General features: G+C 63.9%; 28 protein-coding genes and 1 pseudogene. 17 read left to right on the top strand and 12 right to left on the bottom strand.

Annotation, left to right across the window (positions count from 1 at the left end; all coding sequences use genetic code 11):
* Positions 1 to 192: 192 nt before the first annotated feature.
* The gene (locus FGL95_RS20285; protein ID WP_169590162.1) at positions 193 to 1137 is read right to left on the bottom strand and encodes a M56 family metallopeptidase; all 945 of its coding nucleotides are present in this window, start codon (positions 1135 to 1137) and stop codon (positions 193 to 195) included.
* Positions 1134 to 1529, bottom strand: coding sequence for a BlaI/MecI/CopY family transcriptional regulator (locus tag FGL95_RS20280; protein ID WP_169590161.1), 396 nt, complete (start codon positions 1527 to 1529; stop codon positions 1134 to 1136). The genes FGL95_RS20285 and FGL95_RS20280 overlap by 4 nt, the downstream gene beginning before the upstream one ends.
* Before the next feature lie 312 nt (positions 1530 to 1841).
* Here FGL95_RS20280 and FGL95_RS20275 point away from each other — a divergent pair, with 312 nt between their 5' ends.
* Together FGL95_RS20275 and FGL95_RS20270 are read left to right on the top strand one after the other, a co-directional pair.
* Positions 1842 to 2282: a PaaI family thioesterase gene (locus FGL95_RS20275; RefSeq protein WP_338079940.1), complete on the top strand. Its 441-nt coding sequence runs from the start codon at positions 1842 to 1844 to the stop codon at positions 2280 to 2282.
* Positions 2283 to 2343: 61 nt separating this feature from the next.
* Positions 2344 to 2817 (top strand): PAS domain S-box protein, encoded by a 474-nt coding sequence (locus FGL95_RS20270; RefSeq protein WP_169590159.1) that lies wholly within the window; start codon positions 2344 to 2346, stop codon positions 2815 to 2817.
* 3 nt (positions 2818 to 2820) lie between these two features.
* On the opposite strand, the gene FGL95_RS20265 is transcribed toward FGL95_RS20270, so the two are convergent.
* On the bottom strand, positions 2821 to 3465 hold the full coding sequence (locus FGL95_RS20265) for a TetR family transcriptional regulator (protein ID WP_169590157.1): 645 nt from the start codon (positions 3463 to 3465) through the stop codon (positions 2821 to 2823).
* A 61-nt stretch (positions 3466 to 3526) separates the two neighbouring features.
* Here FGL95_RS20265 and FGL95_RS20260 point away from each other — a divergent pair, with 61 nt between their 5' ends.
* From FGL95_RS20260 to FGL95_RS20225, 8 genes are read left to right on the top strand one after another with little or no spacing between them, the layout of a single operon-like run.
* Positions 3527 to 4822: a glycosyltransferase gene (locus FGL95_RS20260; protein ID WP_169590155.1), complete on the top strand. Its 1296-nt coding sequence runs from the start codon at positions 3527 to 3529 to the stop codon at positions 4820 to 4822.
* Between the two features lie 46 nt (positions 4823 to 4868).
* Complete coding sequence (locus FGL95_RS20255; protein WP_169590154.1) at positions 4869 to 5171, top strand: urease subunit gamma; 303 nt, start codon at positions 4869 to 4871, stop codon at positions 5169 to 5171.
* Positions 5172 to 5179: 8 nt separating this feature from the next.
* Positions 5180 to 5494 (top strand): urease subunit beta, encoded by a 315-nt coding sequence (locus FGL95_RS20250; protein WP_169590152.1) that lies wholly within the window; start codon positions 5180 to 5182, stop codon positions 5492 to 5494.
* Positions 5491 to 7212, top strand: a complete 1722-nt coding sequence (locus FGL95_RS20245) for an urease subunit alpha (RefSeq protein WP_169590150.1) — start codon at positions 5491 to 5493, stop codon at positions 7210 to 7212. Before FGL95_RS20250 ends, FGL95_RS20245 begins: the two co-directional genes overlap by 4 nt.
* Positions 7209 to 7844, top strand: coding sequence for an urease accessory protein UreF (locus tag FGL95_RS20240; RefSeq protein ID WP_420838070.1), 636 nt, complete (start codon positions 7209 to 7211; stop codon positions 7842 to 7844). The genes FGL95_RS20245 and FGL95_RS20240 overlap by 4 nt, the downstream gene beginning before the upstream one ends.
* A gap of 12 nt (positions 7845 to 7856) precedes the next feature.
* On the top strand, positions 7857 to 8540 hold the full coding sequence (gene ureG / locus FGL95_RS20235; RefSeq protein ID WP_169590147.1) for an urease accessory protein UreG: 684 nt from the start codon (positions 7857 to 7859) through the stop codon (positions 8538 to 8540).
* The gene (locus tag FGL95_RS20230; protein WP_169590145.1) at positions 8533 to 9204 is read left to right on the top strand and encodes an urease accessory protein UreD; all 672 of its coding nucleotides are present in this window, start codon (positions 8533 to 8535) and stop codon (positions 9202 to 9204) included. The genes ureG and FGL95_RS20230 overlap by 8 nt, the downstream gene beginning before the upstream one ends.
* Complete coding sequence (locus FGL95_RS20225) at positions 9201 to 9542, top strand: ArsR/SmtB family transcription factor (protein WP_169590144.1); 342 nt, start codon at positions 9201 to 9203, stop codon at positions 9540 to 9542. The genes FGL95_RS20230 and FGL95_RS20225 overlap by 4 nt, the downstream gene beginning before the upstream one ends.
* Here the strand turns inward: FGL95_RS20225 and FGL95_RS20220 are convergent, their stop codons facing one another.
* Positions 9543 to 10970 carry an NAD(P)/FAD-dependent oxidoreductase gene (locus FGL95_RS20220; protein ID WP_169590142.1) on the bottom strand — a complete coding sequence of 476 codons (1428 nt, stop codon included), beginning with the start codon at positions 10968 to 10970 and terminating at the stop codon, positions 9543 to 9545.
* Between the two features lie 144 nt (positions 10971 to 11114).
* Positions 11115 to 11789, bottom strand: coding sequence for a TetR family transcriptional regulator (locus FGL95_RS20215; protein WP_169590140.1), 675 nt, complete (start codon positions 11787 to 11789; stop codon positions 11115 to 11117).
* Positions 11790 to 11860: 71 nt separating this feature from the next.
* Between FGL95_RS20215 and FGL95_RS20210 the strand changes: the two genes are divergently transcribed.
* Positions 11861 to 13321, top strand: coding sequence for a cytochrome P450 (locus FGL95_RS20210; protein ID WP_338079939.1), 1461 nt, complete (start codon positions 11861 to 11863; stop codon positions 13319 to 13321).
* On the opposite strand, the pseudogene FGL95_RS20205 reads toward FGL95_RS20210, so the two are convergent.
* Positions 13308 to 14041, bottom strand: a pseudogene (locus FGL95_RS20205) (LpqN/LpqT family lipoprotein). The gene FGL95_RS20210 and the pseudogene FGL95_RS20205 overlap by 14 nt on opposite strands.
* Positions 14042 to 14549: 508 nt before the next feature.
* On the opposite strand from FGL95_RS20205, the gene FGL95_RS20200 reads away from it, so the two are divergent.
* The 4 genes from FGL95_RS20200 (at position 14550) to FGL95_RS32985 (ending at position 16844) form a co-directional block, all read left to right on the top strand.
* Complete coding sequence (locus FGL95_RS20200) at positions 14550 to 15266, top strand: M23 family metallopeptidase (protein WP_206072128.1); 717 nt, start codon at positions 14550 to 14552, stop codon at positions 15264 to 15266.
* A 9-nt stretch (positions 15267 to 15275) separates the two neighbouring features.
* Positions 15276 to 15632, top strand: coding sequence for a BlaI/MecI/CopY family transcriptional regulator (locus FGL95_RS20195; protein WP_169590137.1), 357 nt, complete (start codon positions 15276 to 15278; stop codon positions 15630 to 15632).
* An 86-nt stretch (positions 15633 to 15718) separates the two neighbouring features.
* On the top strand, positions 15719 to 16150 hold the full coding sequence (locus FGL95_RS20190; RefSeq protein ID WP_206072127.1) for a hypothetical protein: 432 nt from the start codon (positions 15719 to 15721) through the stop codon (positions 16148 to 16150).
* Positions 16151 to 16154: 4 nt separating this feature from the next.
* Positions 16155 to 16844 carry a TetR family transcriptional regulator gene (locus tag FGL95_RS32985; RefSeq protein WP_206072126.1) on the top strand — a complete coding sequence of 230 codons (690 nt, stop codon included), beginning with the start codon at positions 16155 to 16157 and terminating at the stop codon, positions 16842 to 16844.
* On the opposite strand, the gene FGL95_RS20180 is transcribed toward FGL95_RS32985, so the two are convergent.
* Together FGL95_RS20180 and FGL95_RS20175 are read right to left on the bottom strand one after the other, a co-directional pair.
* A complete protein-coding gene (locus FGL95_RS20180) occupies positions 16827 to 17717 on the bottom strand; it encodes a diacylglycerol kinase catalytic domain-containing protein (RefSeq protein ID WP_169590135.1) in 891 nt (296 codons plus the stop codon). The two genes, FGL95_RS32985 and FGL95_RS20180, sit on opposite strands and share 18 nt — an antisense overlap.
* Before the next feature lies 1 nt (position 17718).
* Positions 17719 to 18720 (bottom strand): SPFH domain-containing protein, encoded by a 1002-nt coding sequence (locus tag FGL95_RS20175; protein ID WP_169590133.1) that lies wholly within the window; start codon positions 18718 to 18720, stop codon positions 17719 to 17721.
* Between the two features lie 75 nt (positions 18721 to 18795).
* Between FGL95_RS20175 and FGL95_RS20170 the strand changes: the two genes are divergently transcribed.
* Entirely contained in the window at positions 18796 to 19488 is a 693-nt protein-coding gene (locus tag FGL95_RS20170; protein WP_338079938.1) for an NUDIX hydrolase, read from the top strand.
* Between the two features lie 2 nt (positions 19489 to 19490).
* Here FGL95_RS20170 and FGL95_RS20165 read toward each other — a convergent pair whose 3' ends face one another.
* On the bottom strand, positions 19491 to 20210 hold the full coding sequence (locus tag FGL95_RS20165; RefSeq protein ID WP_169590545.1) for a serine hydrolase: 720 nt from the start codon (positions 20208 to 20210) through the stop codon (positions 19491 to 19493).
* Positions 20211 to 20656: 446 nt separating this feature from the next.
* On the opposite strand from FGL95_RS20165, the gene FGL95_RS20160 reads away from it, so the two are divergent.
* Positions 20657 to 21121 (top strand): alpha-isopropylmalate synthase regulatory domain-containing protein, encoded by a 465-nt coding sequence (locus FGL95_RS20160; protein WP_169590130.1) that lies wholly within the window; start codon positions 20657 to 20659, stop codon positions 21119 to 21121.
* Here FGL95_RS20160 and FGL95_RS20155 read toward each other — a convergent pair.
* The 3 genes from FGL95_RS20155 to FGL95_RS20145 form a co-directional block, all read right to left on the bottom strand.
* On the bottom strand, positions 21102 to 21494 hold the full coding sequence (locus FGL95_RS20155) for a DUF1761 domain-containing protein (protein WP_169590129.1): 393 nt from the start codon (positions 21492 to 21494) through the stop codon (positions 21102 to 21104). The genes FGL95_RS20160 and FGL95_RS20155 overlap by 20 nt on opposite strands.
* A gap of 82 nt (positions 21495 to 21576) precedes the next feature.
* Positions 21577 to 21900, bottom strand: a complete 324-nt coding sequence (locus FGL95_RS20150) for an AzlD domain-containing protein (RefSeq protein WP_169590127.1) — start codon at positions 21898 to 21900, stop codon at positions 21577 to 21579.
* Positions 21897 to 22577 carry an AzlC family ABC transporter permease gene (locus FGL95_RS20145; RefSeq protein WP_169590125.1) on the bottom strand — a complete coding sequence of 227 codons (681 nt, stop codon included), beginning with the start codon at positions 22575 to 22577 and terminating at the stop codon, positions 21897 to 21899. Before FGL95_RS20145 ends, FGL95_RS20150 begins: the two co-directional genes overlap by 4 nt.
* Positions 22578 to 22607: the final 30 nt, after the last annotated feature.

The following is a 22607-nucleotide window of genomic DNA, read 5'->3' as shown; positions in this document are numbered from 1 at the left end:
ACGTTGCACCTGCATAAGAAGACGAGCCAGGGGCACAGCTCACCTGGTCGACTCTGCAGACGGAAAGCGGGTATGAACCACGCAAACGACTTACGAGAAGATGGGGCGAAAGCGCCACTTCATCAAAGTGGCCGCGATGGCGGCCGTGTTCGAGTGTACGCGAGCGGGGGGTGGATCCCTATTCGTACCGACTCAGGCTTGGAACAAACGGTTGAGTTCGACTAGCCACGGAACTGCTACTGCAATGGTGGGGACCACGAGGATCGCTGCGGATGTGAGATAGGCCGCAATGGCGATCTTGATGTCTGCGCCCGGGCCGCTGAGGCGTTGGATCCGGATCAGAGTGCTGGGTCCGCCGGCGGCGAGCGCGCCGACCGGCGCTGCGGAGCCCGAACAGGCAATCAATGCGCGAGCCAGTGGCCGCGGTCCGGTGACCTTGACCGCCGAATCGTCGGCAAGTAACTCGATAAGCAGGGCAACCGAGCCCAGCGCCGACCCACTACGCACGAAACGGGGAAAGGCTTCGTTCACCGCGGTGAACATTTCCAGGACCAAGTCGTGCCGCGCGCGCAGGTGTGAGCGCTCGTGGGTGAGGACCGCCTTGATTTCGGAATCGTCGAGGTTCGCGAACGTGCCCTCGCTCAGCACGACGCGTTGGCGCAGGCCAGGCAGGCAGTACGCGATCGGCTCTGCGGCGTCGAGGACTCTGATGTTGGTCGGGCGGGCGAGTTCGGGCCGATGACCGCGGTCGAGCAGGTCGACCAGCATTCGATGACGGGCCCGTCGGCGTCGCGTCTGCACGGCGACGCGCAACATGGCGAAGCTCAGACGCGCTCCGACGAGCACAGTCAATGCGAAAACGACGATGTAGACAGTCCACAGCGGCAAACCGAGGACGTCGATTTCTCTCGTCGGCGACGTGGTCGGGCGTCCGTTCGGGCCGGGAACGAGAAGCTGACTTGCGATGGCGAGGCCCGAACCGAACGCGGAGAGCACGGCACCCAGGGCGATTGCTTGCCACAGCACGATGGCGGCGCGCGGCGCACGAAACGGCCATTTCGCGCGCGCGAGCAACGCCGGTGCGGGCCCTGCCAGCAACAATGCTAGGAGGGCGAATACCGGCGCTGCGATGTTCATCGGGGAGTGGGCGGAGGGTTCGGGGGAGCGTCTTCGAGGTTTGCCAGCGCTTCGCGCAGAGCGGCCGCTTCGTCAGCGCCGACCTGGCCGACGAAATGGACTAGCGCCGCGACACGACCGCCGGACGCGTCTGCCTGCTGCAATGCGTCGACCATCAAGCTGGCGACCAGTTCGTCGCGACCGGAAACAGGCGCGTAGCGGTGGGCTCTGTCGTCGCGCTCCTGGATCACCAGATCCTTCTTGGCGAGCCGCTGCAGCACCGTCATCACAGTTGTGTATGCCAATTCTCGTCGCGCAGAGAGTGCTTCGTGGACTTGACGCACTGTCTGCGGCTCGCTCGTCGACCACAAGTGATCCATAACCGCGCGCTCGAGTTCACCTAGACCAGCCATCCCACTATTCTACGGACCCTCCGACACAATTGCGTACTACGGGGCGTCGTAACGCGCCGAGCGCCGTGTGGTTTCGCTCATAGTGCCAGCTCCACGCTGCGGCGGGGTGGTTTTGGGAGCGGTAGCGAAGACGTAGCCAAGGTAGTGCTTGCATACTTAGGCAAGCCTTGCCTATAGTTGGCGCCGGGAAGCATGTGGACCGTGCGGATTCCTGAGGGCTGCAGAGACTCCCGGTCCTTCCCGCGACGGGCTCCTTGTCAGATGAGACGAGGGGCCCGTCGCTCTATCCACTGGGTCGTGTAGATGTGATGTGTGAGCGCCGAACCGCTGTCGAGCGAGTCAATCGATCAACTGAACGAGATTTCCGGACGCGGTTTCGACGGCGTCATCGGGTTGAAGTACGTCGGCGGTACGACGGACCGACTCGAAGCGGAGATCGAGGTGAACCCCTCGTTGCTCCAACCTGGCGGCATCGTCCATGGTGGCGTGTACTGCGCGATCGTCGAATCCGCCGCCAGCGTGGCAGGTGTGAATTGGCTCGCCGGCAAAGGCCACGCAGTCGGCGTGAACAACAACACCGACTTCCTGCGTGCCACCAGGTCGGGATCGCTTTCTGCGGTGGCCGAACCGATCCATCGGGGAAAGTCGCAACAATTGTGGGTTGTCACCATCACCGACGTCGACGGTCGCACTGTCGCGCGCGGTCAGGTCAGGCTGCAGAACATCTACGGCGACAAAGAACTGGGTAAATAGCCGCACGGCGATCACGTGCCACTTCCGTCACAACTCTTGTACGGTGGTCGGGTGCGTCGTGATGGACGAGACCAATCAGGAGGTGTTGGCGTTGGGTACTGAAGCCGAGAACGGCGATGCGCCATACCCGGGCCGCGAGCGTCGTCGTCCGCGCCCCGAAACCCCGATCGGCTACATCCAAGGGTTGCCGGCGAAAGTTGTCCTCGACCGGTTGCCGGTGCCCGTTCTCGTCGTGCACGAAGACGGAACCGTTGTCTACGCCAATCTGGCGTTCGAGGAGCTGCTCGGTTACGAGCGCCACGACATGACCGATCGCGGCGCCGAAGTGATCTTCCTGGACCTCGATGCGGGCACGTCTGCGACGTCGCAGCTGCGGGACAAGGCGGGCAGCGTCGTCGAATTGGCACATACCGACGGCTCCGCCGTCCGAGCGGTCGTCAGTGACTCCGCACTGCTGCGCGACGACGACCCTGTCGTCCTTGTCGCCTTCCATGACGTGACCGAGCAGCTCTGGGCGCACGGGCGCGTCGAGTAGGAGTCAGCGTCCCAAGACTGCTCCGCACATCGCCTTACCTAGCCATTCTGCGTATTCGTCGCTAGACCACCCTCGAAGACCAGTCAGCAGATGCCACACCTCGACGCTGTTGAGCGTCCAGATCAGATCGCGCGCCCGCTCGACGGTCAGGCCGGGGCGCAGCGCATTCAACGCATTCACTCGGTTCGCCGCCATGCCCGTGCCGATGAGCCGTTCGCCGTTGGTCGTGTCGATGTGCGCGGCGAGATCGGAATCGCCCGCTTGCGCGCCTGCTAGCACCACCAGCAGCAACGGGCCGAGCCGGTCCATCAATTCGCGACCGAGCTGGGCGTAACCCTCGAGAAACCGCACCGGATCTTCCTGCTGATACATCGCAATGAAATCGGGACGTTGCGCAAGGGGTATCGGCGCTTCGTCGCCGACGAGACGAATGTCGTACACCCGTTTCAGCAGCGCCGGCTTGCTCCCGAACGTGTTGTACACCGTCTGGCCCGTGACGCCGGCGGCTTTCGCGATCTCGGCGACCGTGGTCGCGGGGTAGCCGCGTTCCAGGAACAACTCGTACGCCGCATCGGTGATTCGACGCTTCGTCAGCTCGGCCTGCTCAGCGCGGACAGGGCTGGAGTAACTGCGGTCGGAAGATTTCACTTGACTCCAACTCAATTCATTTTATTCTTACTATAAGCACCCTAGTCAGGAGGACCCACACATGTCGACATTCCTCTTCGCGTCCGTCGCAATCGAAGCCCACACGACCAACCCGATGCCCATCGCGGCTCGCCTTGTCGAGCGCGGTCACACAGTCCTCTGGTACGCCGGGCGGGCGTTTCACGATCGGATCGCCGCGATCGGCGCAAAGCCGTTCCCGTACGTCGCCGCGCCGGACTTCAGCGGTCAGGACCTCTTCGAGTTCTTCCCGCAGTTCGAGGGGATGGCCGGGGCAAAGATGATCGGCACGGCGTTCAACGACATCTTCGTCGGGCACGCCGCCCATCGTGTGGCCGACCTTCGCGCGATCACGACTGCTCAGCACGTCGACGCCATGTTGACCGACGGGCTGAGCTTCGGCGTCGGCATGGTGTCGGAGCTGGAGGGAATCCCGTGGGCGACGTTCGCCGACGGTCCGTTGCCGTACAGCGACGCCGACACTCCACCGTTCGGTCCGGGGCTGCTGCCGATGCGTGGCCCCGTCGGTCGGCTGCGGAATCGGATCGTCAGAGCCGCTGCCGGACGGTTGATCTTCGCCGAGACCGAGCGTACGTACGACCGGATCCGTCGCGACCTCGGCTTACCGCGTGATTCACAGTCGGCGTTAGTTTCCGTAGCCTCGCCGATGTTGCATCTGCAGGCGTGCACGCCGTCGTTCGAATATCCCCATGCCGACCTGCCTTCACATATTCATTGGGTAGGTGCGCTGAAGCCCGACGCAAAGCGCGACTGGGTGAAGCCGGCGTGGTGGTCGCGGCTCACGATCGCGAAGCGGCCGATCGTGCACATCACGCAAGGCAGCCTGCGGCCGGACATGACGGAGCTGATCGTTCCAGCCATCCGCGCGCTTGCCGATGAACCCGTGTTGAGTGTCGTCACGACGGGCGGCCCGACCGAAGCCGACGTCGAGCGTGCATACGGCGGACCGCTCCCGTCGAACTGCATTGTCGCGCAGTGGGTTCCCTACGACGAGTTGTTGGCGGTTGCCGACGTCTTCGTCACCAACGGCGGCTACACCGGAGTCACGCTTGCACTGTCGCACGGCGTCCCGATGGTCCAGGCAGGCACGACCGAGGAGAAAGCGGAGAACGCGGCCCGAATCCAGTGGTCCGGAGTCGGGCTGCGGCTCGGCAAGACACACCCGGCGCCGGAGAAGGTTCGTCGCGCGGTCCGGCGAGTGCTGGACGAGCCGAGTTTCGCTGTAGCCGCGCGGAAGGTGCAAGCCGAGATGGCCGAGCACGACGCGGGCAACGAAGGCGCGGACCTGCTGGAGGAACTCGCCACCCGGCGCGGATAGCGGGTCTGCCTTACGATTCTCCTCACCACGTGAGGAGAAGAGGGGCATGCGACTGTCGCCGCACGAGCAGGAAAGACTGCTGCTGAGCTATGCCGCAGAGTTGGCGCGGCGACGACGCGCACGGGGATTGCGCCTGAACCATCCCGAGGCGGTGGCCATCATCACCGACCACGTGCTCGAAGGCGCACGGGACGGCCGGTCGGTGGCCGAGTTGATGTCGTCGGGCCGTGAAGTCCTGACCCGCGACGACGTGCTCGACGGCATTCCGGAGATGCTCCACGACGTCCAGATCGAGGCAACCTTTCCCGACGGGACCAAGCTGGTGACCGTTCACCATCCGATCGCTTAGGGGGTCTCGTGATACCGGGTGAATACCTTTGTGCCGAAGGCACTATCGAGTTGAACGAGGGTGCCGACCGCGTAGAGCTGGATGTGGTCAACGCGGGCGACCGTCCAGTGCAGGTGGGGAGCCACGTGCATTTTCCCCAGGCCAACGCAGCTTTGCGATTCGACCGCGAGGCGGCCCACGGTCGTCGGCTCGACATTCCAGCAGGCACCGCGGTTCGGTTCGAACCCGGCCTGGGGCAGCGGGTTTCACTCGTTCCGCTCGGTGGAACGCGCGAAGTGCACGGTCTGTCGTTGACGCCGCCCGGAAAGTTGGGACCAGCATGACGTCCTTGAGTCGAGCTCGCTATGCCCAGCTGTTCGGACCGACGACGGGCGACCGAATTCGGTTGGCCGACACCGATTTGTTGATCGAGATCACCGAAGACCGTTGTGGTGGACCGGGAAAAGCGGGCGACGAAGCGGTCTTCGGTGGCGGCAAGGTGTTGCGCGAGTCGATGGGTCAGGCGCGGGCTACGCGCGCCGAGGGTGCCCCCGATACCGTCATCACCGGCGCGGTGATCGTCGATTACTGGGGAATCATCAAGGCAGACGTCGGGATTCGTGACGGTCGGATTGTCGCTCTCGGCAAGGCCGGCAACCCGGACACGATGGACGGCGTCCACCCGGACCTCGTCGTCGGACCGTCCACCGAGATCATCGTCGGCAACGGTCGCATCCTGACCGCAGGCGCGATCGATTGTCACGTCCATTTCATCTGTCCGCAGATCATGGACGAAGCACTCGGCGGTGGTATCACCACCTTGATCGGCGGCGGCACCGGGCCCGCGGAGGGCAGCAAGGCCACCACCGTCACACCCGGCGCCTGGCACCTCGCACGCATGCTGGAAGCGACCGACGGCTGGCCACTGAACATCGTGTTGCTCGGCAAGGGCAATACGGTCAGCGCTGAAAGCATGTGGGAGCAATTGCGAGCAGGCGCCTCGGGATTCAAACTCCACGAGGATTGGGGCTCGACGCCTGCGGCGATCGACGCGTGCCTGCGGGTCGCCGACGCTGCGGGCGTTCAGGTTTCACTGCACTCGGATACGTTGAACGAGGCGGGGTTCGTCGAGGACACCGTCGCGGCGATAGGTGGCCGCGGCATCCACGCCTATCACACCGAGGGGGCGGGTGGCGGGCACGCACCCGACATCATCACGATTGCCGCACATTCCAATGTGCTTCCGAGCTCGACGAATCCGACCCGGCCGCACACGGTGAACACGCTCGACGAGCATCTCGACATGCTGATGGTCTGTCATCACCTCAGTCCGTCGATACCCGAGGATCTTGCGTTCGCGGAGAGCAGGATTCGGCCGTCGACAATTGCCGCAGAAGACCTGCTGCACGATATGGGCGCAATCTCCATGATCGGCAGTGACGCGCAGGCGATGGGCCGAATCGGCGAGGTGGTGCTGCGCACCTGGCAGACCGCGCATGTGATGAAGAAACGTCGTGGAGCACTGGCAGGCGACACTGCGGCGGACAACGCCCGCGTGCAGCGCTACATCGCGAAATACACGATTTGCCCGGCGATCACTCATGGACTCGACGGCGAGATCGGGTCGGTCGAGGTCGGCAAACTGGCCGACCTCGTTCTGTGGGAACCGGCCTTCTTCGGTGTTCGGCCGCATGCGGTGATCAAGGGCGGCGCCATTGCCTGGGCTGCGATGGGTGACGCCAACGCCTCGATTCCGACCCCGCAACCAGTCCTCCCGCGGCCCATGTTCGGCGCGTCACCCAAGGTGGCTGCCGCGACGTCAGTGCATTTCGTGTCACAGCAGGCCATCGACGACGGTCTCGCGGACCGCTTGGCGTGTGATCGAAAGCTGCTGCCTGTCAAAGATGTTCGGCGCATCGGCAAGGCCGACATGCCGCACAACGATGCGCAACCGCGCATCGAGGTCGACCCCGACACGTTCACCGTCCGCATCGACGGGGAGGTCTGGCAGGAACAACCGGCGACCGAACTTCCGATGGCCCAACGATACTTCCTGTTCTGATGAGTTTTGCTGCGCTGCTCGCCCTTGCCGACTCCCGATTGCCGATCGGTGGTCATGTTCATTCCGGGGGAGTGGAGGAGGCAATCGAGTCGGGGGTCGTTCGCGATGTTGCGACGTTGGAGGCGTTCTTGCGCAGACGAATCCGGACCGCTGGACTCGTCGGCGGATCGATTGCGGCCGCGGTCTGTGCGGGCCAATTGGACCCCGTGACCGCCGACGTCGAAACCGATGCGCGGACACCGTCGCCCGCCGCCCGGACCGCTTCGCGCGCGCAGGGCAGGGGACTACTGCGTCTCGCGAAACGGGTGTGGCCGCACCAAGACTGGGCAGGTATCGGTCTTCGCCCGCACCTCCCGGTGATGTTCGGCGCGGTTGGGCGAGTGGTCAGCGCGACGCCTACCGAGACCGCTGCGGTTGTCAGCTATACGACGATGACCGGCACGGCGACCGCCGCGCAGCGCCTGCTCGCGCTCGATCCCGCCGACGTCGCGGCTCTCACGTTCACGCTTGCCGACCTGTGCAACCGCACCGCCGACACCGCGGTGCTCGGTCTCGCGGCACTGTCCGATCCGTTGCTCGATGTGCTCGCTCAGCGCCACATCGAGCGCGAACGACCCCTGTTCGCGTCATAGGAGGAGAACGCCATGCCCCCACATTTCATCGACGGCGAGCCGCACAGCCACGGCCACGACCGCCCCAAGCGGACCCGGCAACCTGGGGAAGCGCTGCGAGTCGGCATCGGCGGTCCGGTCGGCTCGGGTAAGACCGCGCTGGTCGCCGCGCTGTGCAGGCAGTTGCGCGACCAGCTGTCGCTCGCGGTCCTGACGAACGATATCTACACCACCGAGGACGCCGACTTTCTCCGCAGGCATGCGGTGCTGCCGGACCAGCGGATCACCGCTGTCCAGACCGGTGGGTGTCCGCACACCGCGATCCGCGACGACATCACGGCGAATCTCGATGCGATCGACGACCTGATCGAGGCGAACCCGCCGCTCGACCTGATCCTCGTCGAGTCCGGCGGCGACAACCTGACGGCAACGTTCTCCTCCGGGCTGATCGACGTGCAGATCTTCGTCGTCGACGTCGCGGGTGGCGACAAGGTGCCGCGCAAAGGCGGTCCGGGCGTGACGTTCTCGGATCTGTTGGTGATCAACAAGACAGACCTCGCCCCGATGGTCGGCGCTGATCTCGGTGTGATGGAACGCGACGCAACACGCGTCCGGGAGGGCCGCCCGACGGTCCTCATCTCGCTCACCGAGGATCCCGCCGCGACGAAGGTTCTCGCCTGGGTCAGGGAGCAGCTCACGCTGCCCGTGCATGCGTAGCTGCCTCACGATTGTCGCCACCGTCGGTCGGCTGCCGCAGATTCATGCCGATGGCGGCCTGACGGCACGCATCACCAATACCGATACCGTGCACCTGATCGGAAGTGCCGCAACACCTCTCGGTGGCGATCACATCGGCGTGACTGTACGGGTCGGTCCGGGTGCTCGCCTGCGGGTTCGGTCGGTGGCGGCAACCATCGCGCTACCGGCACGCGATCGCATCTTGTCGACCGCCGAATGGACCATAGAGGTGGGTGAGGGTGCGAGCTTGGACTTCGATCCAATGCCGCTGATCGTCGGCGCCGGCGCTCACCATTTGGCGAAAACCGTTGTTGGCCTGGCTTCGTCGGCCTCGCTGCGCCTGCGCGAGCGGGTCCAGATCGGCCGCGACACAGAGACCAGCGGCTGGTGGGCAGGCGAGATGGTCGCCGATCTCGATGGCAAGCCGATGCTGCGGCACCGGGTGGATGTGGGCGCGAGTGCAGTCGCCGACGACGCGATCGAAGCGCCGCGCGCGATGATCGCCGAACTCGTCTATCCCGACTCGCGGACGGCCGAGGTGACCGGGCTGTCCGCCGCACGGCTCCCACTAGCGGCAGGCGGCACACTTGCGACATGGATGGGCGCTCGATTGCCCACCGCACTGGCTACCGTAGAGGGATGACCGAAGACACCGCGTTCGATCCAGAGCACGTAGCGCAGGCGCGCGCGGCGCTCGAAGCGGCCGCGGACCTTTCACAATGGGTGCAGCGGTTCGAATTGCTCGGTGATCCAACACGATTGCGCATTCTGCTCAGCATGCATCGCGCGCCGGGGATCTGCGTCTCCGATTTGGCTGCCGCGCTGGAGATGACCCCGACGGCCGTGTCGCAAGCGTTGCGGCTGCTCCGCAACCAGGGCTGGGTGGCCGTCGAGCGCGTCGGCAAAAAGATGAGCTACCGGCTCGACGACGACGTCGTGCATCGATTGCTGCACGACGTCGGCGCCACCCATGCCGACTGACTAGCCGGCGGCCTGCGACTGTTTGATGACTTCGACCGGGGGCGCAGCGCCGTCACCGGAAGCCAACGGCGGTGCTTCGAGTGCGTCGGACTCTTTCTTCAACTGTTCCATCGCAATGCGGCCGTAGATCCACCGCTCGGTGATCGCCATCTGGCCGCGGCTACGGCCGAGGAACGTGATGAACCACGAGAAGGTCGTCGTGACGCGGCTCTTGTATCCGACCAGGTAGAACAGGTGCAGGGCGAGCCACGCGAGCCACGCGATGAAGCCGCCGAACTCGAACTTGCGGATTTGGCAGACCGCGTTGAAGCGCGACACGGTGGCCATGCTGCCCTTGTCGAAGTACTTGAACGGCTTGCGAGTTGCCGGGTCGTCCTCGCCCTTCAGACCCGCCTTGATCAGCTTGGTTGCATAGTGCGAACCCTGAATCGCGCCCTGCGCCATGCCCGGCACATTCGGCACGCTCATCATGTCGCCGACGACGAAGACGTTCGGATGACCCTTGACCGTGAGGTCGGGCTCCACAACCACGCGACCTGCGCGGTCCGTCGTCGTGCCGTCGGACTGCTCGGCGATCAGCTTGCCGAGCGGGCTCGCCTGGACACCGGCCGACCAGACCTTGCACGCGCATTCGATGCGGCGCTCGGTGCCGTCCTTCTCTTTGACCGTGATGCCCATGTAGTCGACGTTGGTGACCATCGCGTTGAGCTGAATCTCGACGCCCATGCTCTCGAGCTGACGCTGCGCCTTGAGCCCGAGTTTCTCGCCCATCGGGGGGAGCACGGCCGGCGCAGCGTCGAGCAGGATTACTCGACAATCACGTGGGTCGATGTTGTGGAATGCGCCTTCCAGGGTGCGGTCGGCGATTTCTGCGATCTGTCCGGCCAGCTCGACACCGGTAGGACCTGCGCCGACGACCACGAAAGTCATCCGCCGGTCCCGCTCTGCCTGCGAGTTGGTCACTTCCGCCGCCTCGAACGCGCCGACGATGCGACCGCGCAGCTCCAGCGCGTCGTCGATGGTCTTCATTCCGGGCGCGTACGTCGCGAAATGGTCGTTACCGAAGTAGGACTGCTGCGCGCCAGCGGCGACGATCAGGCTGTCGTACGGCGTGACCGTTTCCATGTTGATCAGCTTCGACGTGACCGTCTTCGCGGCGAGATCGATACCGGTGACTTCGCCCAGCAGCACTGCAGCATTCTTTTGCTTGCGCAGGATCACACGGGTGGAAGGCGCGATCTCGCCTTCAGAAAGGATGCCGGTCGCAACCTGATAGAGCAGCGGCTGGAACAGGTGATGGGTCGTCTTTGCGATGAGCGTGACGTCGACATCTGCCCTTCTCAGCGACTTCGCTGCTGCTAACCCTCCGAAGCCCGAGCCGATAATGACGACTTGATGGCGTCGCGGCTTTGCGGACTGGACGCTCATGACTGCACTCCTCCACGCTTCACAAGGCGCCCAACGCTAGGCGCCACCTGACAAACCGTAGTCGTCATCGGTGCGGCCGTCCTGGCAACGTGACACATTCGTCGTTGCTACAAGCGTTGTCACAGTGGTGGCGGCGTGCCACCGCTATTTGTCAGGCAACCCCGGAAGGAGCGGGCCCGTCAGGTCGTCGGCACCGATCGCACTTAGCGCAGGCCACAAGAAAGCGGTGAGGTTGTCGACGAGTCGAGCGCGGTCCGTGGTCGAGTTCGCGCTCCAATCTTCCGCGGCGAGCAGGATGGCGCCGACGGTCGCGGAGGCCCATGATCGGACGAGGGCGGGGTCGGCGCCGAGTCGGTCGAACAACGCCTCGAAGACGAGAGTCGCCCAGTCGGCGGTCCGGGTGAAGAGCGGCCGACCATGACCGCTGGGCTCGTCGACGTAGAAGGCTTGCATCAAAAGGAAATGCAGCCTGGAGTTGTCCTCGACGAATCCGCTGATCAAGTCGATCAGTTCGGCGAGCAGTTCCTTGACAGGTCGAGGCTGCGCAAGAATCTCGTTGGCTTGCAGAATGATTCGCTGCGTGTGCCGTTCGGCTAGTTCATGTACCAAGGTAGGTCGGTCGGCGAAGGCCGCGTAGATGGCGGTCCGGGCGAATCCGGCCTCGGTTGCGATGTCGGCGAACGACAGTTCTGCACCGGTGCGCGCGATAACCCGCTCGGCCGCGTCCAAAATCTCCTCGCGACGGACCGCTGGATCGACCGGCGGACCTGGTGGCCTGCCGCGGCCGCGGCCCGACACGGTGGTGCGCACTCTTGTCACGGCGTCCTCCCAGACGTAATGTGCGAGATGTACTTTACGGGCAACGTCGCCCGTTGTCGCGGAGGTCGAGCGTGGTAATCGCCCAGCACGGACCTGTCGATCTCGGCAGCGAGAATCGTCAGTTCTTCGAGATTCCGCGCAATCGACCGCTCGATATCGCATTGGCGGCGATGACGCCAGAACGCGCGGCGATACTCGCGAAGCCCCCGCGGGGGAGCGGTCTGCAACCGGTCGTCGGCGATCTCGGTATGCCGTTCATCGGTCACGGTCTCGGCTGGTTGCGTTGGGGCCCAGCCCAACAGTTGGACCTCTACCGCAAGTACGGGCCGGTCTCGTGGGAGAAACCGCTCGGCAACAAGACCGTCCTCGTGACTGGCCCCGACGCGACGCAGGTCGTCGTCAACAACAAAGACAAAGCCTTCGGCCAGGGCTGGGACTACTACATCGGACCGTTCTTTCCTCGCGGACTGCTGTTGCTGCAGTTCGAGGAGCACATGTTTCATCGTCGCCTGATGCAGCACGCATTCACGCGAGATCGGCTGGCTGCGTACTTCCACGACCTCACACGGCTCGTCGACGACGCAGTCGGCCAGTGGGAGCCGAATCGGCAACTGCCCAGCTATCCGACGATCAAAGCAATGACGCTCGACATCGCCGCTGAAATCTTCATGGACGCCGACGTTGGGCCGGAACGAGACCGACTCAACGACGCCTTCATCGCCTGTACTCACGCGGCGTTGGCCGTCGTCCGTCATCCGGTGCCGGGCGGAAATTGGCGCAGAGGTCTGCAGGGTCGCAAGGTGCTCGAGGAGTACTTCTATCGGATGTTGCCGACCAAGCGTGCATCCAGAGAAGACGACATGTTCTCCGCGTTGTGCCATGCGCAAACCGAGGACGGCCGCCGGTTCAGCGACGCCGACGTCGTCAACCACATGATCTTCCTTGTCATGGCTGCCCACGACACGTCGACGACGACCGCGACCACCGCCGCCTACTACCTCGGCAAACACCCGGAATGGCAGGAGCGAGCGCGCGCCGAGGCACTGGCTCGCGGCGATGCACCGCTGGACATGGTCGGGTTGGAGGGGATGCCGACCCTGGAACTGGTGATCAAGGAATGCCTGCGGCTCGTCGCTCCCGTGCCCGGTTTGGTGCGCAAGACGGTGAAAGACACAGAGATTCTCGGTCGGTACGTGCCAGCCGGCGTGATGGTCAGTGTCGACCACTGGGTCAATCATCTGCTGCCGGAGTACTGGTCCGACCCCCAACGCTTCGATCCTGACCGATTCAGCGAGAAACGCCGCGAGGACAAGTCGCATCGCTACGCGTGGATGCCGTTCGGTGCAGGCGCGCACAAATGCATAGGGATGCACTTCGGCATGCTCGAAGTGAAGACCATCCTCGACGCGATGTTGCGCAACTTCGAGTGGACGGTTCCCAGCGACTATCGAATCCCGTGGTCGTTCAGTTCCATGCCGTTTCCCAGGGATGGAGCCCCGATCACGCTACAACGCAGAATCAAGCTGGCTTGATCTTGACGTTGTCGTCGATGAAGGTGGTCACCTCCTTGAGGGCGTCGATCTGCTCGTCGGCGCCGTCTGCGTTGAACTGAATGATGAACACACCGTCGTCTGCCGGGACTATCACGGTCTTCTGGGCCGAGACCAGCTTCTTTCCGTCGTCACCGGTGTAATTGCCCGCCAGTTCGTAGCCCTGGAAGCCGTCGAGGGTGTCCTCGGCGCCGTCGCCGAGCGGTTCGTAACCGGGAAGGTTCTTCAGCTCACCCGGCGCGTACTGGAGCAGCTGGCGGCGTCGACATCGCCCGTGAGCTTCGACATAAGGACGATGACACTCGCGGTGTAAGCGCCGGCGTCCGGTCCGTCGTAGACGATCGCGGCGTATGCCCAGTCCGGTGCGTCCGCGCTCGCGTCCTTCCAGTTCTCGGGCACCGGCAGGTCGAGCGTGGGCGCCCCCGGGTCGCCGCGATGCTGAACGACCTCGGTGATGTTGTTGGCTTTGATGTAGTCGGCGATCGTCTGATTAGAGCCGGAATCTGGTTGTTCCGTGGTCCGAGGAATGAGCTTGCTGCCGGTCTTCGACGGCTTTGCCGAATTGCTCGACTTGGCCGCACTGGTCGTCTTCGCGCTGGACGAGGACGAATCCTTGGAGTCGTTTCCGCACCCGGCGAGCGGCAGCGTCAGGGCGATGGCGGTGGTGGCCACGGCCACCGAACGGAGTGCAAAATTTGGCATGGACAGCAGCGTAACGCCGGCCGTGCCATCCGATCGGTAGTAGTTCAGAGTTGGTCGACGGTGATCATGCCGCCCGCATCAAGCATTGGTCAGCACGCCGATTGTTTTCACCGAAGAATGGCTTTTCTCTTGCGCAATTCGGCGGTCAATCCAGCAGAATTCGATCCAATTGGTGACGGCGGTCACAACGGCAATTTGCGCGATTGCTCGCTCGTCGCGCGGAGAATTGCCAGGTCAGAGGCCCGGTGACGGCGAGCTAGCGCCAAAGCGCCCTTCATGAGCGTTTTGTGGCCGAAATCGGCCGCTATAGCGTTATCTGAGCGATATGTGACTCAGAATACAAATCACTATTCGATCTTGGTTTCCGCTGATCGGCATCGTCCCTGGTAGGCAGACCTTTTTGGAACGGAAGATTGGACCTGCAGAACACCCGGAAATCGGACATTGAAGCGCCATTTATCACGATCAAATTACAACTACTATGTCGAATAGTTGTACGGTTCATTTCATGTTTGAGATTGTTTCGTTACCTAATCGGATTCATGCGAAGTCGTCCATTGCTGATTGCGAGCCGACCACCAATCGCGCGGCACGTCGTCGCACCACCCGTCGTGTGCTTGCAGCGTCTGTTGCAGTCAGCGCGATGCTCGGTGCGTCGTCCGCGACCGCGCTTCCGCTGAGCGAGCAGGACGTGAAGGCTGCCGAAGCGGCCGCTCCGGTTGACGAGACGGTCCTTCGGGCAGATCAGACGGACTGGGTTGCGTGGAAGGCTGGCAAGGTCGCCGAGGAAGCCAAGGCGGCACTGGAAGCCGAAGCACGTCGTCCGCACGCTGTGCAGCCGACTGCAGGCATCCTGACATCCACCTTCGGGCAGCGCTGGGGCGCCATGCACGCCGGAATCGACCTTGCGGGGCCGATCGGTACCCCGATCGTGTCCGCCGCGGATGGAACGGTCATCGAAGCCGGCCCGGCCTCGGGCTTCGGCTTGTGGGTCCGCGTCCAGCAGGACGACGGCACGATCGCTGTTTACGGCCATGTCAACGAGATGATGGTTGCGGCCGGACAGAAGGTCCGTGCGGGCGATCTCATCGCGACGATCGGTAACCGTGGTCAGTCCACCGGCCCGCACCTGCACTTCGAAATCTGGGCGCCGGACGGTACCAAGACCGATCCGTTGATCTGGCTGGTCCAGCGTGGCATTCAGCTGATCGCACCGGCCGCGTAGGCCCCGGTCATGTTTGGACTCGGCGAACTCGAAGCCGAGGCGATGGAACAACTGTGGTCGTCGACGGACAAGCTTTCGGTCCACGACCTTGTCGATCGCCTCAGCACCTCGAGACAGCTCGCGTACACCACCGTCTTGACCGTAGTTACCCACCTGCACCAGAAGGGTTGGGTCGAACGGGAGAAAAGGCAGCGGGCGTACTTCTACTACCCGTCACGGACCCGAGAAGAAGCTGTTTTCAGCGCCGTCCGCGCGATGCTCGACAGCATCGATGATTCGGCAGCGGTTCTCGAACTCCTCGGACCAACGTTGAATCAGGCCGAATTCACCGCACTGACCCGCGGATGGGCTCGACGCGTATCCTGACCTGCGCTTTTCGCTAGTACTTGAACATGTTCAACTTGGTGCTACTCTAGTTGAACACGTTCAAAACTAGGGGAAGGCGCATCGTCATGAGCGCAGTTATCGCTTACGCCATCTACACCACCGTCAGCTTGGCGTTGACGTTCTATATCGCGCGCACGCTCTACCGGCACGGCGGCATGTTCCTCGAAGAGGTCTTCGACGGCGACAAAGACGTTGCGAACGCGGTGAACCACTTACTCGTCGTCGGGTTCTGGCTCATCAACTTCGGCTACATCGCCCTCACCCTGAAGGTCAGTGGCGATCTAGACACCGCACGCCAGGGGTTCGAGGCGCTGGCGCTCAAGCTCGGTGGCGTGTCGCTCGTTCTCGGTGCCATGCACTTCTTCAATCTCTTCGTTCTCACGCGGATGAAGCGGAATCGGCGAGTCGCCAAGCAAGGTCCGGCTGCGCCCATGATGATGGCTCCGTGGGCACCACCCAGCTATCAGGCGCACGGCCCGGCTCCGCAAGCAGGCTGATTTTGTGATCTCACCGACCTCGCGTGGGGAAGAGACTCGACAGCGCATCGTCGACGCGGCGATGCGCTTGTTCGAGGAAAAGGGCTACGAGAAGACGACGATGCGAGCTGTCGCCGGGGAAGCCGGCGTCAGCCTCGGCAACGCGTACTACTACTTCGCTTCCAAGGACCATCTGGTCCAGGGCTTCTATACGCAGATTCAAACCCTGCACGAAGCCGCGGTCCGTGGGAAGCTCGGGCCTTCCGAGTCGTTGGCAGACCGGTGGCTGATCGCGACGACCGCATTCATCGACGTTGCAGAGCCTTATCACCAGTTCGCAGGGAAGTTCTTCGTCACCGCAGCTGATCCGTCGAGCCCGTTGAGTCCGTTCAGCGCGGACAGTCTCCCAGCCCGCCAAGCGTCGACGGACATCATGCGCAGTGTCGTCGACGGTTCGCGGATCAAGGCCGACAAACGCCTGCTCGACGAACTGCCGGACTTGTTGTGGCTCGCTCACATGGGCGTCGTGCTGTTCTGGGTCCACGATTCGAGTTCAGGTCAGCGGCGGACCCGCATGCTGGTTCGCCGGGTCGCGCCGCTGCTGGAGCGAATCATTTCCCTGTCCCGCCTGCGCCCACTTCGGTCCAACTTGCACCAGGTTCTCGACCTGATCGCGGACCTGCGAACACCGGACGGACTAGACAAGGAGCCGTAATCGGCGCGGTGACACCGTGATCATCACCTGCTGCCCCCACGAGAGCGACAGCGAATCGGACTCGATTCCATCGCCGAAGACGACGAGGTCGGACTCGGCGATGATCGACAGCTGTTGCCGACCTTCGAGCAGCCCTTCGGTGTGATCGGTCCCGGTTGCGGGGGATGGCCACGCTTCACGAACGAACCAGCAGAGCTGCTGTTTGTTCGGCTTCGGCAGCACCATCTCGCTCGCGCGCTCGCGCCACACCGACCGGCACCAGCCGGTCGCGCCGGTACCGGACCCGATCAACACACCCGACGACGAATGTCGCTCCACCGCGCCGTCGTGTGTCGCAATCCGATAGCGGGCGGACTGGTGGCTGGGATGTCCGACGTAGATCTCGTTGAGTGCACTCAAGGTCTGACCGTCGTCGAGCTCGGCGTGCACCATCGTGCGCGACTGAATTTGCGCGCTGGTGGCGCCGGCCTTCGGCAACACGCGACCGATCTCCGCCGGACCGTGCGGTACCAGCACCCCCGGGTTTCGGTCCGGGTCGGGATTGACTCCGACGACGGTTTGGCCGTCCAAGTACTTCGCCACGTTGGCGACCAGCCCGTCCTGCCCGACGGCGACGACGATGTCTTCGGCACCGAACACGAATCGGCTGAGGTCCTCCCGCTCGACCTGGCCCCGCCGCCAATCGAGCGGGATCGCCGCCGACGCTGCCGCCAATGCCGCGAGCTGCGCGTCGTGGCGTGCCTGCACCGCATCCAACGTCCGACCGCGGCCGGCGAGGAAGAACGCTGCCTGCTGGAGCGTCCCATGCCGGCCGAGCAGGTCGTCGAGTTCGGTACGACGATGAACCACCACGGCGCGCGGCGCGAGCGTCATCTCATTGCCTTCCTGCGGTGAGCCCGGTCAGCACTTCGGTGAGCACATCCGGGGTCAGGTTCAGGGTGCCGATGTTGGGCAGATTGCCCGCGATCTCCTTCAGCGCCAAGGCGAGCACAGTGGTGTTGTCGAGGTCGCGGTACGCGCCGAGACGTGCGGCCTCGGTCTCGGCTTGGGCCAGCCCGACAACTCGGGTGGCCTGTGCTTCGGCGTCGGCGAGGAGCCGTTGTTGGTCTGCCTTCGATTCGGCTTCCACCCACTTCGCTGCTGCGTGCTCGGTCGCGCGTTTGCGCTCGTTCTGGCCCTTCTGAGTGACGAGCTGCTCTTCCCGCTTGGCGAGTTCGATCTGGTTCTGCAGCTCGTTCTCCGCGATGGCCCGCTCCCGCTCGACGGCAAGTGCCCGCCGTTCGAATGTCGCCTTGTCCGAATCCTGTTGCACCCGTTCGCGCGTCGGTGTCTGCAACGCACGTTCGACGTCTGCTTCGGCGCGGACGGCCACGACCCGAATGTCGATGATCGCGAGCCCCGTGTCTGCGATGCGCTGGTCCGCGGTAAGTCCGGACGTGATCCGATCGCGTACTGCCGCCATGCCCTCCGCGAGTGCCTGCGGCAGTGTCATCCGACCGAGTAGTTCCAGCGCGTGTTGCTGGGCGAGTTCGGTCAGCAGCCCGCCGACCTGTTCGAGCGGCCTCGACCGCCATGCACCGGTATCGGGGTCGATCCCGAAGTCGATGCGTGTGGCGGCGAGGGCGGGATCGGCGACGCGGTAGGTGATCGTCGCTTGCACCGTCACGTCTTGAAAGTCGACCGTGCGGGCGTGGAACAACAACGGTTGCTCCCGGTCGTCGACAGGCACCTCGCTCAGCGCCGCATTGAGTGGGCGAAACCAGAATGCCTGCCCAGCGCCGTCGTGCGACAGGCGTGCCCTGTTGAGGTGGCGGATGTGCGCGGTCGCGTTTGCGCGCAGGTGGCGCAGGAACCAGAACTTCGTGATGTCAGCCATGACAACCTCCTTTTCGTCAACATGACGATAACTCGAAGGTTGAGTTATCGTCAAGATGACGATTATGATTCGGCTGTGCCGCTGAGACTGAACGCCGCTGTTGCCGTCGACCTCGTCGTTTTGACGATCTGGCAGGAACGCCTGGCGGTGCTTCTCGTTGAGCGGGGTGTGGCGCCGTATCGCGGCGGGCTTGCCCTACCCGGTGGTTTCGTGCTGGAGAACGAAGACCTTCCCGCTGCCGCAGCCAGAGAGCTGGCGGAGGAGACGGGAGTGACCGTCGATCACGTTCATCTCGAACAGCTCGCGACTTATGGTGCACCGAAACGTGATCCGCGTGGGCGGGTGGTCACGACCGCGTATCTGGCCCTCGCGCCGACGCTGCCCGAGCCAGTTCCCGGTACGGACGCGGCGGCAGCGCGCCTGGTCACGGTGACGGACGCGATGTCGGACCCGACGCGACTCGCATTCGATCATCGGCAGATCCTGGCCGACGGCGTCGAACGGGCGAGGGACAAACTCGAGTACTCCCCGCTCGCAACTGCGTTCTGCGGCAACGAGTTCACCATTGCGGAGCTGCGCCGAGTGTACGAAACGGTCTGGGACACGACGTTGGACCCGCGCAATTTTCATCGCAAGGTAACCAGCACAGCGGGATTCGTCACACCCACCGACCGCATGACGAGACAGGGTGGGCGTCCGGCGCAGCTGTTCACTCGTGGTGATGCCCGATTGCTGCACCCCGCGATGCTGCGACCGCGCGCCGACTGACGCTAGGCGCGTCCCGACAGCAGAATCTGCGCGACCTGCGAGTCGGTCACTGTCCCGTCGTCGTAATCACCTTCGCCACCAAGCGAATTCATGATCGCGAGCGTGTAACGCTGGCCTGGGCCCGCGAAACCGACGGAGTTGATGATCCACCCGCTGTCCTCCTCGGACCAGCCGTCCTTGTTGCCGGGCTGCGCCGCCGGTCCGGCTCCCCAAACACCCCACTGCTGGTTCGGGTCGACGTTCTGCAGTTCTTTGACGATGAACGCCCTGTCGGTCGGATTCAGTTGCGTCAGCACGTATTGCATGAGCCGATCGAGGTCGGCGGGCGTGCACTTCTGGAAGCCCCAATACGGGTTGATCTCGCTGAAACCGGGTTGCGGTGCGAGGTCGGTCATTCCGTACTTGGGGAAGTTGTTGTTGAAGGATGCGTGATCGTCCCCGCCGTAACGAATCCAGAGTGCATCGGCGGCGTCGTTGTCCGACGAATGCAGCATCTGCTGAATCTGGGCGCGGTCCGTTGGTGTCAGTGCGATCTCGCCCGCGCGGTTGCGAGTGAACAGGTCGACGGTGATGGCCAGCTTGATCGTCGATGCGGTCCAGACGTGCGTCGCGGCGTTGTCGTTCTGATAGACGGCGCCGGTTACACGGTCGCGCAGCACGTACCCGACCGTTCCCGGCCGTGCGGCGATGTAGTCGTTGGCAGCCGAAATGCGCTGTTGCATATCGCAATCGAGCGTCGCAGCCGACGCTGCGCAGGTCGGCGCGGCAGCGGGAGTCGTGGTCGAGGGCGGCGCTGACGTGGTGGTGGTTGTCGTTGTCGTCGACTGCGTGGTCGAAGTCGATGGCGGGGGAGTTGTGGTCGACGGCGCGGACGGAACCGTCGACGGCAACGGCGCGGCGAACCCAGATCGGTCCGCATCGGTCGGGATTGTGCAACCTGCAGCCATCAGCACGGCAGCAAGCGCCGCCGAAAACCGCTTTCCCGAACCCATACCTCAGGGTGCCATGACCGAATTTGGTTTGCAGGAAGGCGCGCGGGTCTCTATGCTTTCGTCCCATGAAGCGCGTGCTCGTAGTAGACAGCCGCAGCGGGGTCTGATTCGGACCGACCCCCGTTGCGGGTTGTTGCTGCGTTTCGGTCCTTCCTTCTCGATGGAAGCCCGCTTCGATGAACACCATCACTCGTTCTACCGATCCATTCACAGCCCGTTTCGGGATCGCCAGCCCGCGCACTCTGCAGGCGGAAACTGCCGGCATCAGCTGGTCGGAATTCCTCGAGCGCTATAGCCCGACCTCCGGTCCGATGCGCTTGCGCGAGTGGTCGGTCTCGCCTGGCATCGCCGGAATGCGTTCCTACGACGGCATTCTCGACATCGACGGCAGGGTCGCGGCTTTCAGCACTGCCGCCACCGGACCGATTGCCGCCCTGACCACATTCCTGCACGAGGCCGGCCACGGCGTCGAGATTCTCGCCTTTCACCAGCGACCGGTCGCCGAGGGAACCGCGACATTCGTGCATTGCGAGCATGACGGGCGGCGGCACTGGGCCATCGCAATCTCCGACAGCCCAACAGATTCGGCGCTGCGGGCCATCATCGCAGGTGCCAACATCCTCAGCGCCAAAGGCCGATGACCACCGCGATCAACAACAGTTTCAGCAACCAGTCGCCGCCGTGCAGTGCGGCGAGCCGCCAAGGCGTGTTCTCCCACAGCATCGCGCCGGTCCACAGCATTGCGGGGAAGCCGATGAACAGCACGAGTGCCAGAAGCACTGCTCCGCCGATTCCGTCGACGCCGATCTCTGCGGCAATCCCTGCGAAAATCGTTGTGAGCACGACACAGCGGGCGATCTCGACCAGCATCTTCCACGCCGGCGGGCGCTCGGTTGGGTTGGCTGCCGAACTCACGGCTTGTAACTGCGCGGCAAAAACGCTGTAGAACACCGACGCCGATACGAATGCAACGATCGTCGCTGCCCCGACGGCTAGGAAGTTGATGTCGTCCATGTGAATTGCTGCCTCCGGTCGAAGTTGAGCTTTCGATCGGGACGTCGAGACTGGGTGCGACGAATCGACATAAGTGGTTCGGTCAACGCACTCCACACAACCGAAGTCCGGCGGCAGTCGCTGCGGCGGCGACTACCACCACGACGAGAGGCGCTTTGCGCCAGGCGAGGAATCCGCCTACTGCGACGCCTGCGGGTCTGGCGAGGCCCACGAATTCGTGCCCGTCGGTGAGAGCGGCGGTTGCCACCAAGGCGGTGAGGAGCACGACGGCGGCGACGCTCATCAGTCGCTCGGCCTCACTCGAGAGGTGGACGCGCCTGCGCAGGAGCGGTCCGGCGAAGCGAAACGCGAACGTCCCTGCGCCGAGCACGGCCGTAGCGATCAACAATGACGATGTGGTGTTCATGCGGGCACCTTCGTGCGAGGAACGGCAACACCCAAACCGGCGAGGCCGAGGAGGACGGGAAGTCCGGCGGGCAGGAACATCGAGGTCGCGAGGGCGATCAGTGCGCCGATCAACGCGGCACGCATTGTCACGACGTCGCGAAGTGCGGGCAAGACAAGAGCGAGCAGCACCGCTGGGAAGGCGGCGTCGAGGCCGAAGGCGTTGGGGTCGCCGATGATCGTGCCGCCGACGGTACCGAGCAGCACCCCCGTGTTCCAGCACACGAACAAGCCGAGGCCACACGCCCAGTAGGCGGCGCTGCGCCGGTCGGGGTTGCGTTCGGCGAGTGCGAATGCGACCGACTCGTCGATCATCAGGTGGCTACCTGCGATTCGACGCAGCAGCCCCGATCCGAAGACATCGCCGAGCGCCATGCCGAATGGGAGATGCCGAGAATTGACCAGCAACCCGGCGACGACGGCGGCAATTGGACTGCCACCTGCGGCGATGATTCCGATGAACAGGAATTGGGACGCGCCGCCGAAGACGACGAACGACAGCAGAACGGGTAGCCAGAGGGGGAGGCCCGCGCCGACCGTGATCGCGCCGAACGATGCGCCGACCACGCCGCTGGCCAGACAGACCGGTGCGATGTCCCGAATTCCTTCGCGGCCAAGTGTTCGCCAAATCGTACGCATGGTAGTCCATGTTGAACGCTTTGGTGTCGT

Origin of the sequence: Antrihabitans stalactiti, from assembly GCF_012932915.1 — a bacterium.
GTDB lineage: Bacteria > Actinomycetota > Actinomycetes > Mycobacteriales > Mycobacteriaceae > Antrihabitans > Antrihabitans stalactiti.
Note: the sequence above shows the minus strand (reverse complement) of the source record. Positions and strands in the feature narration are given on the sequence as shown.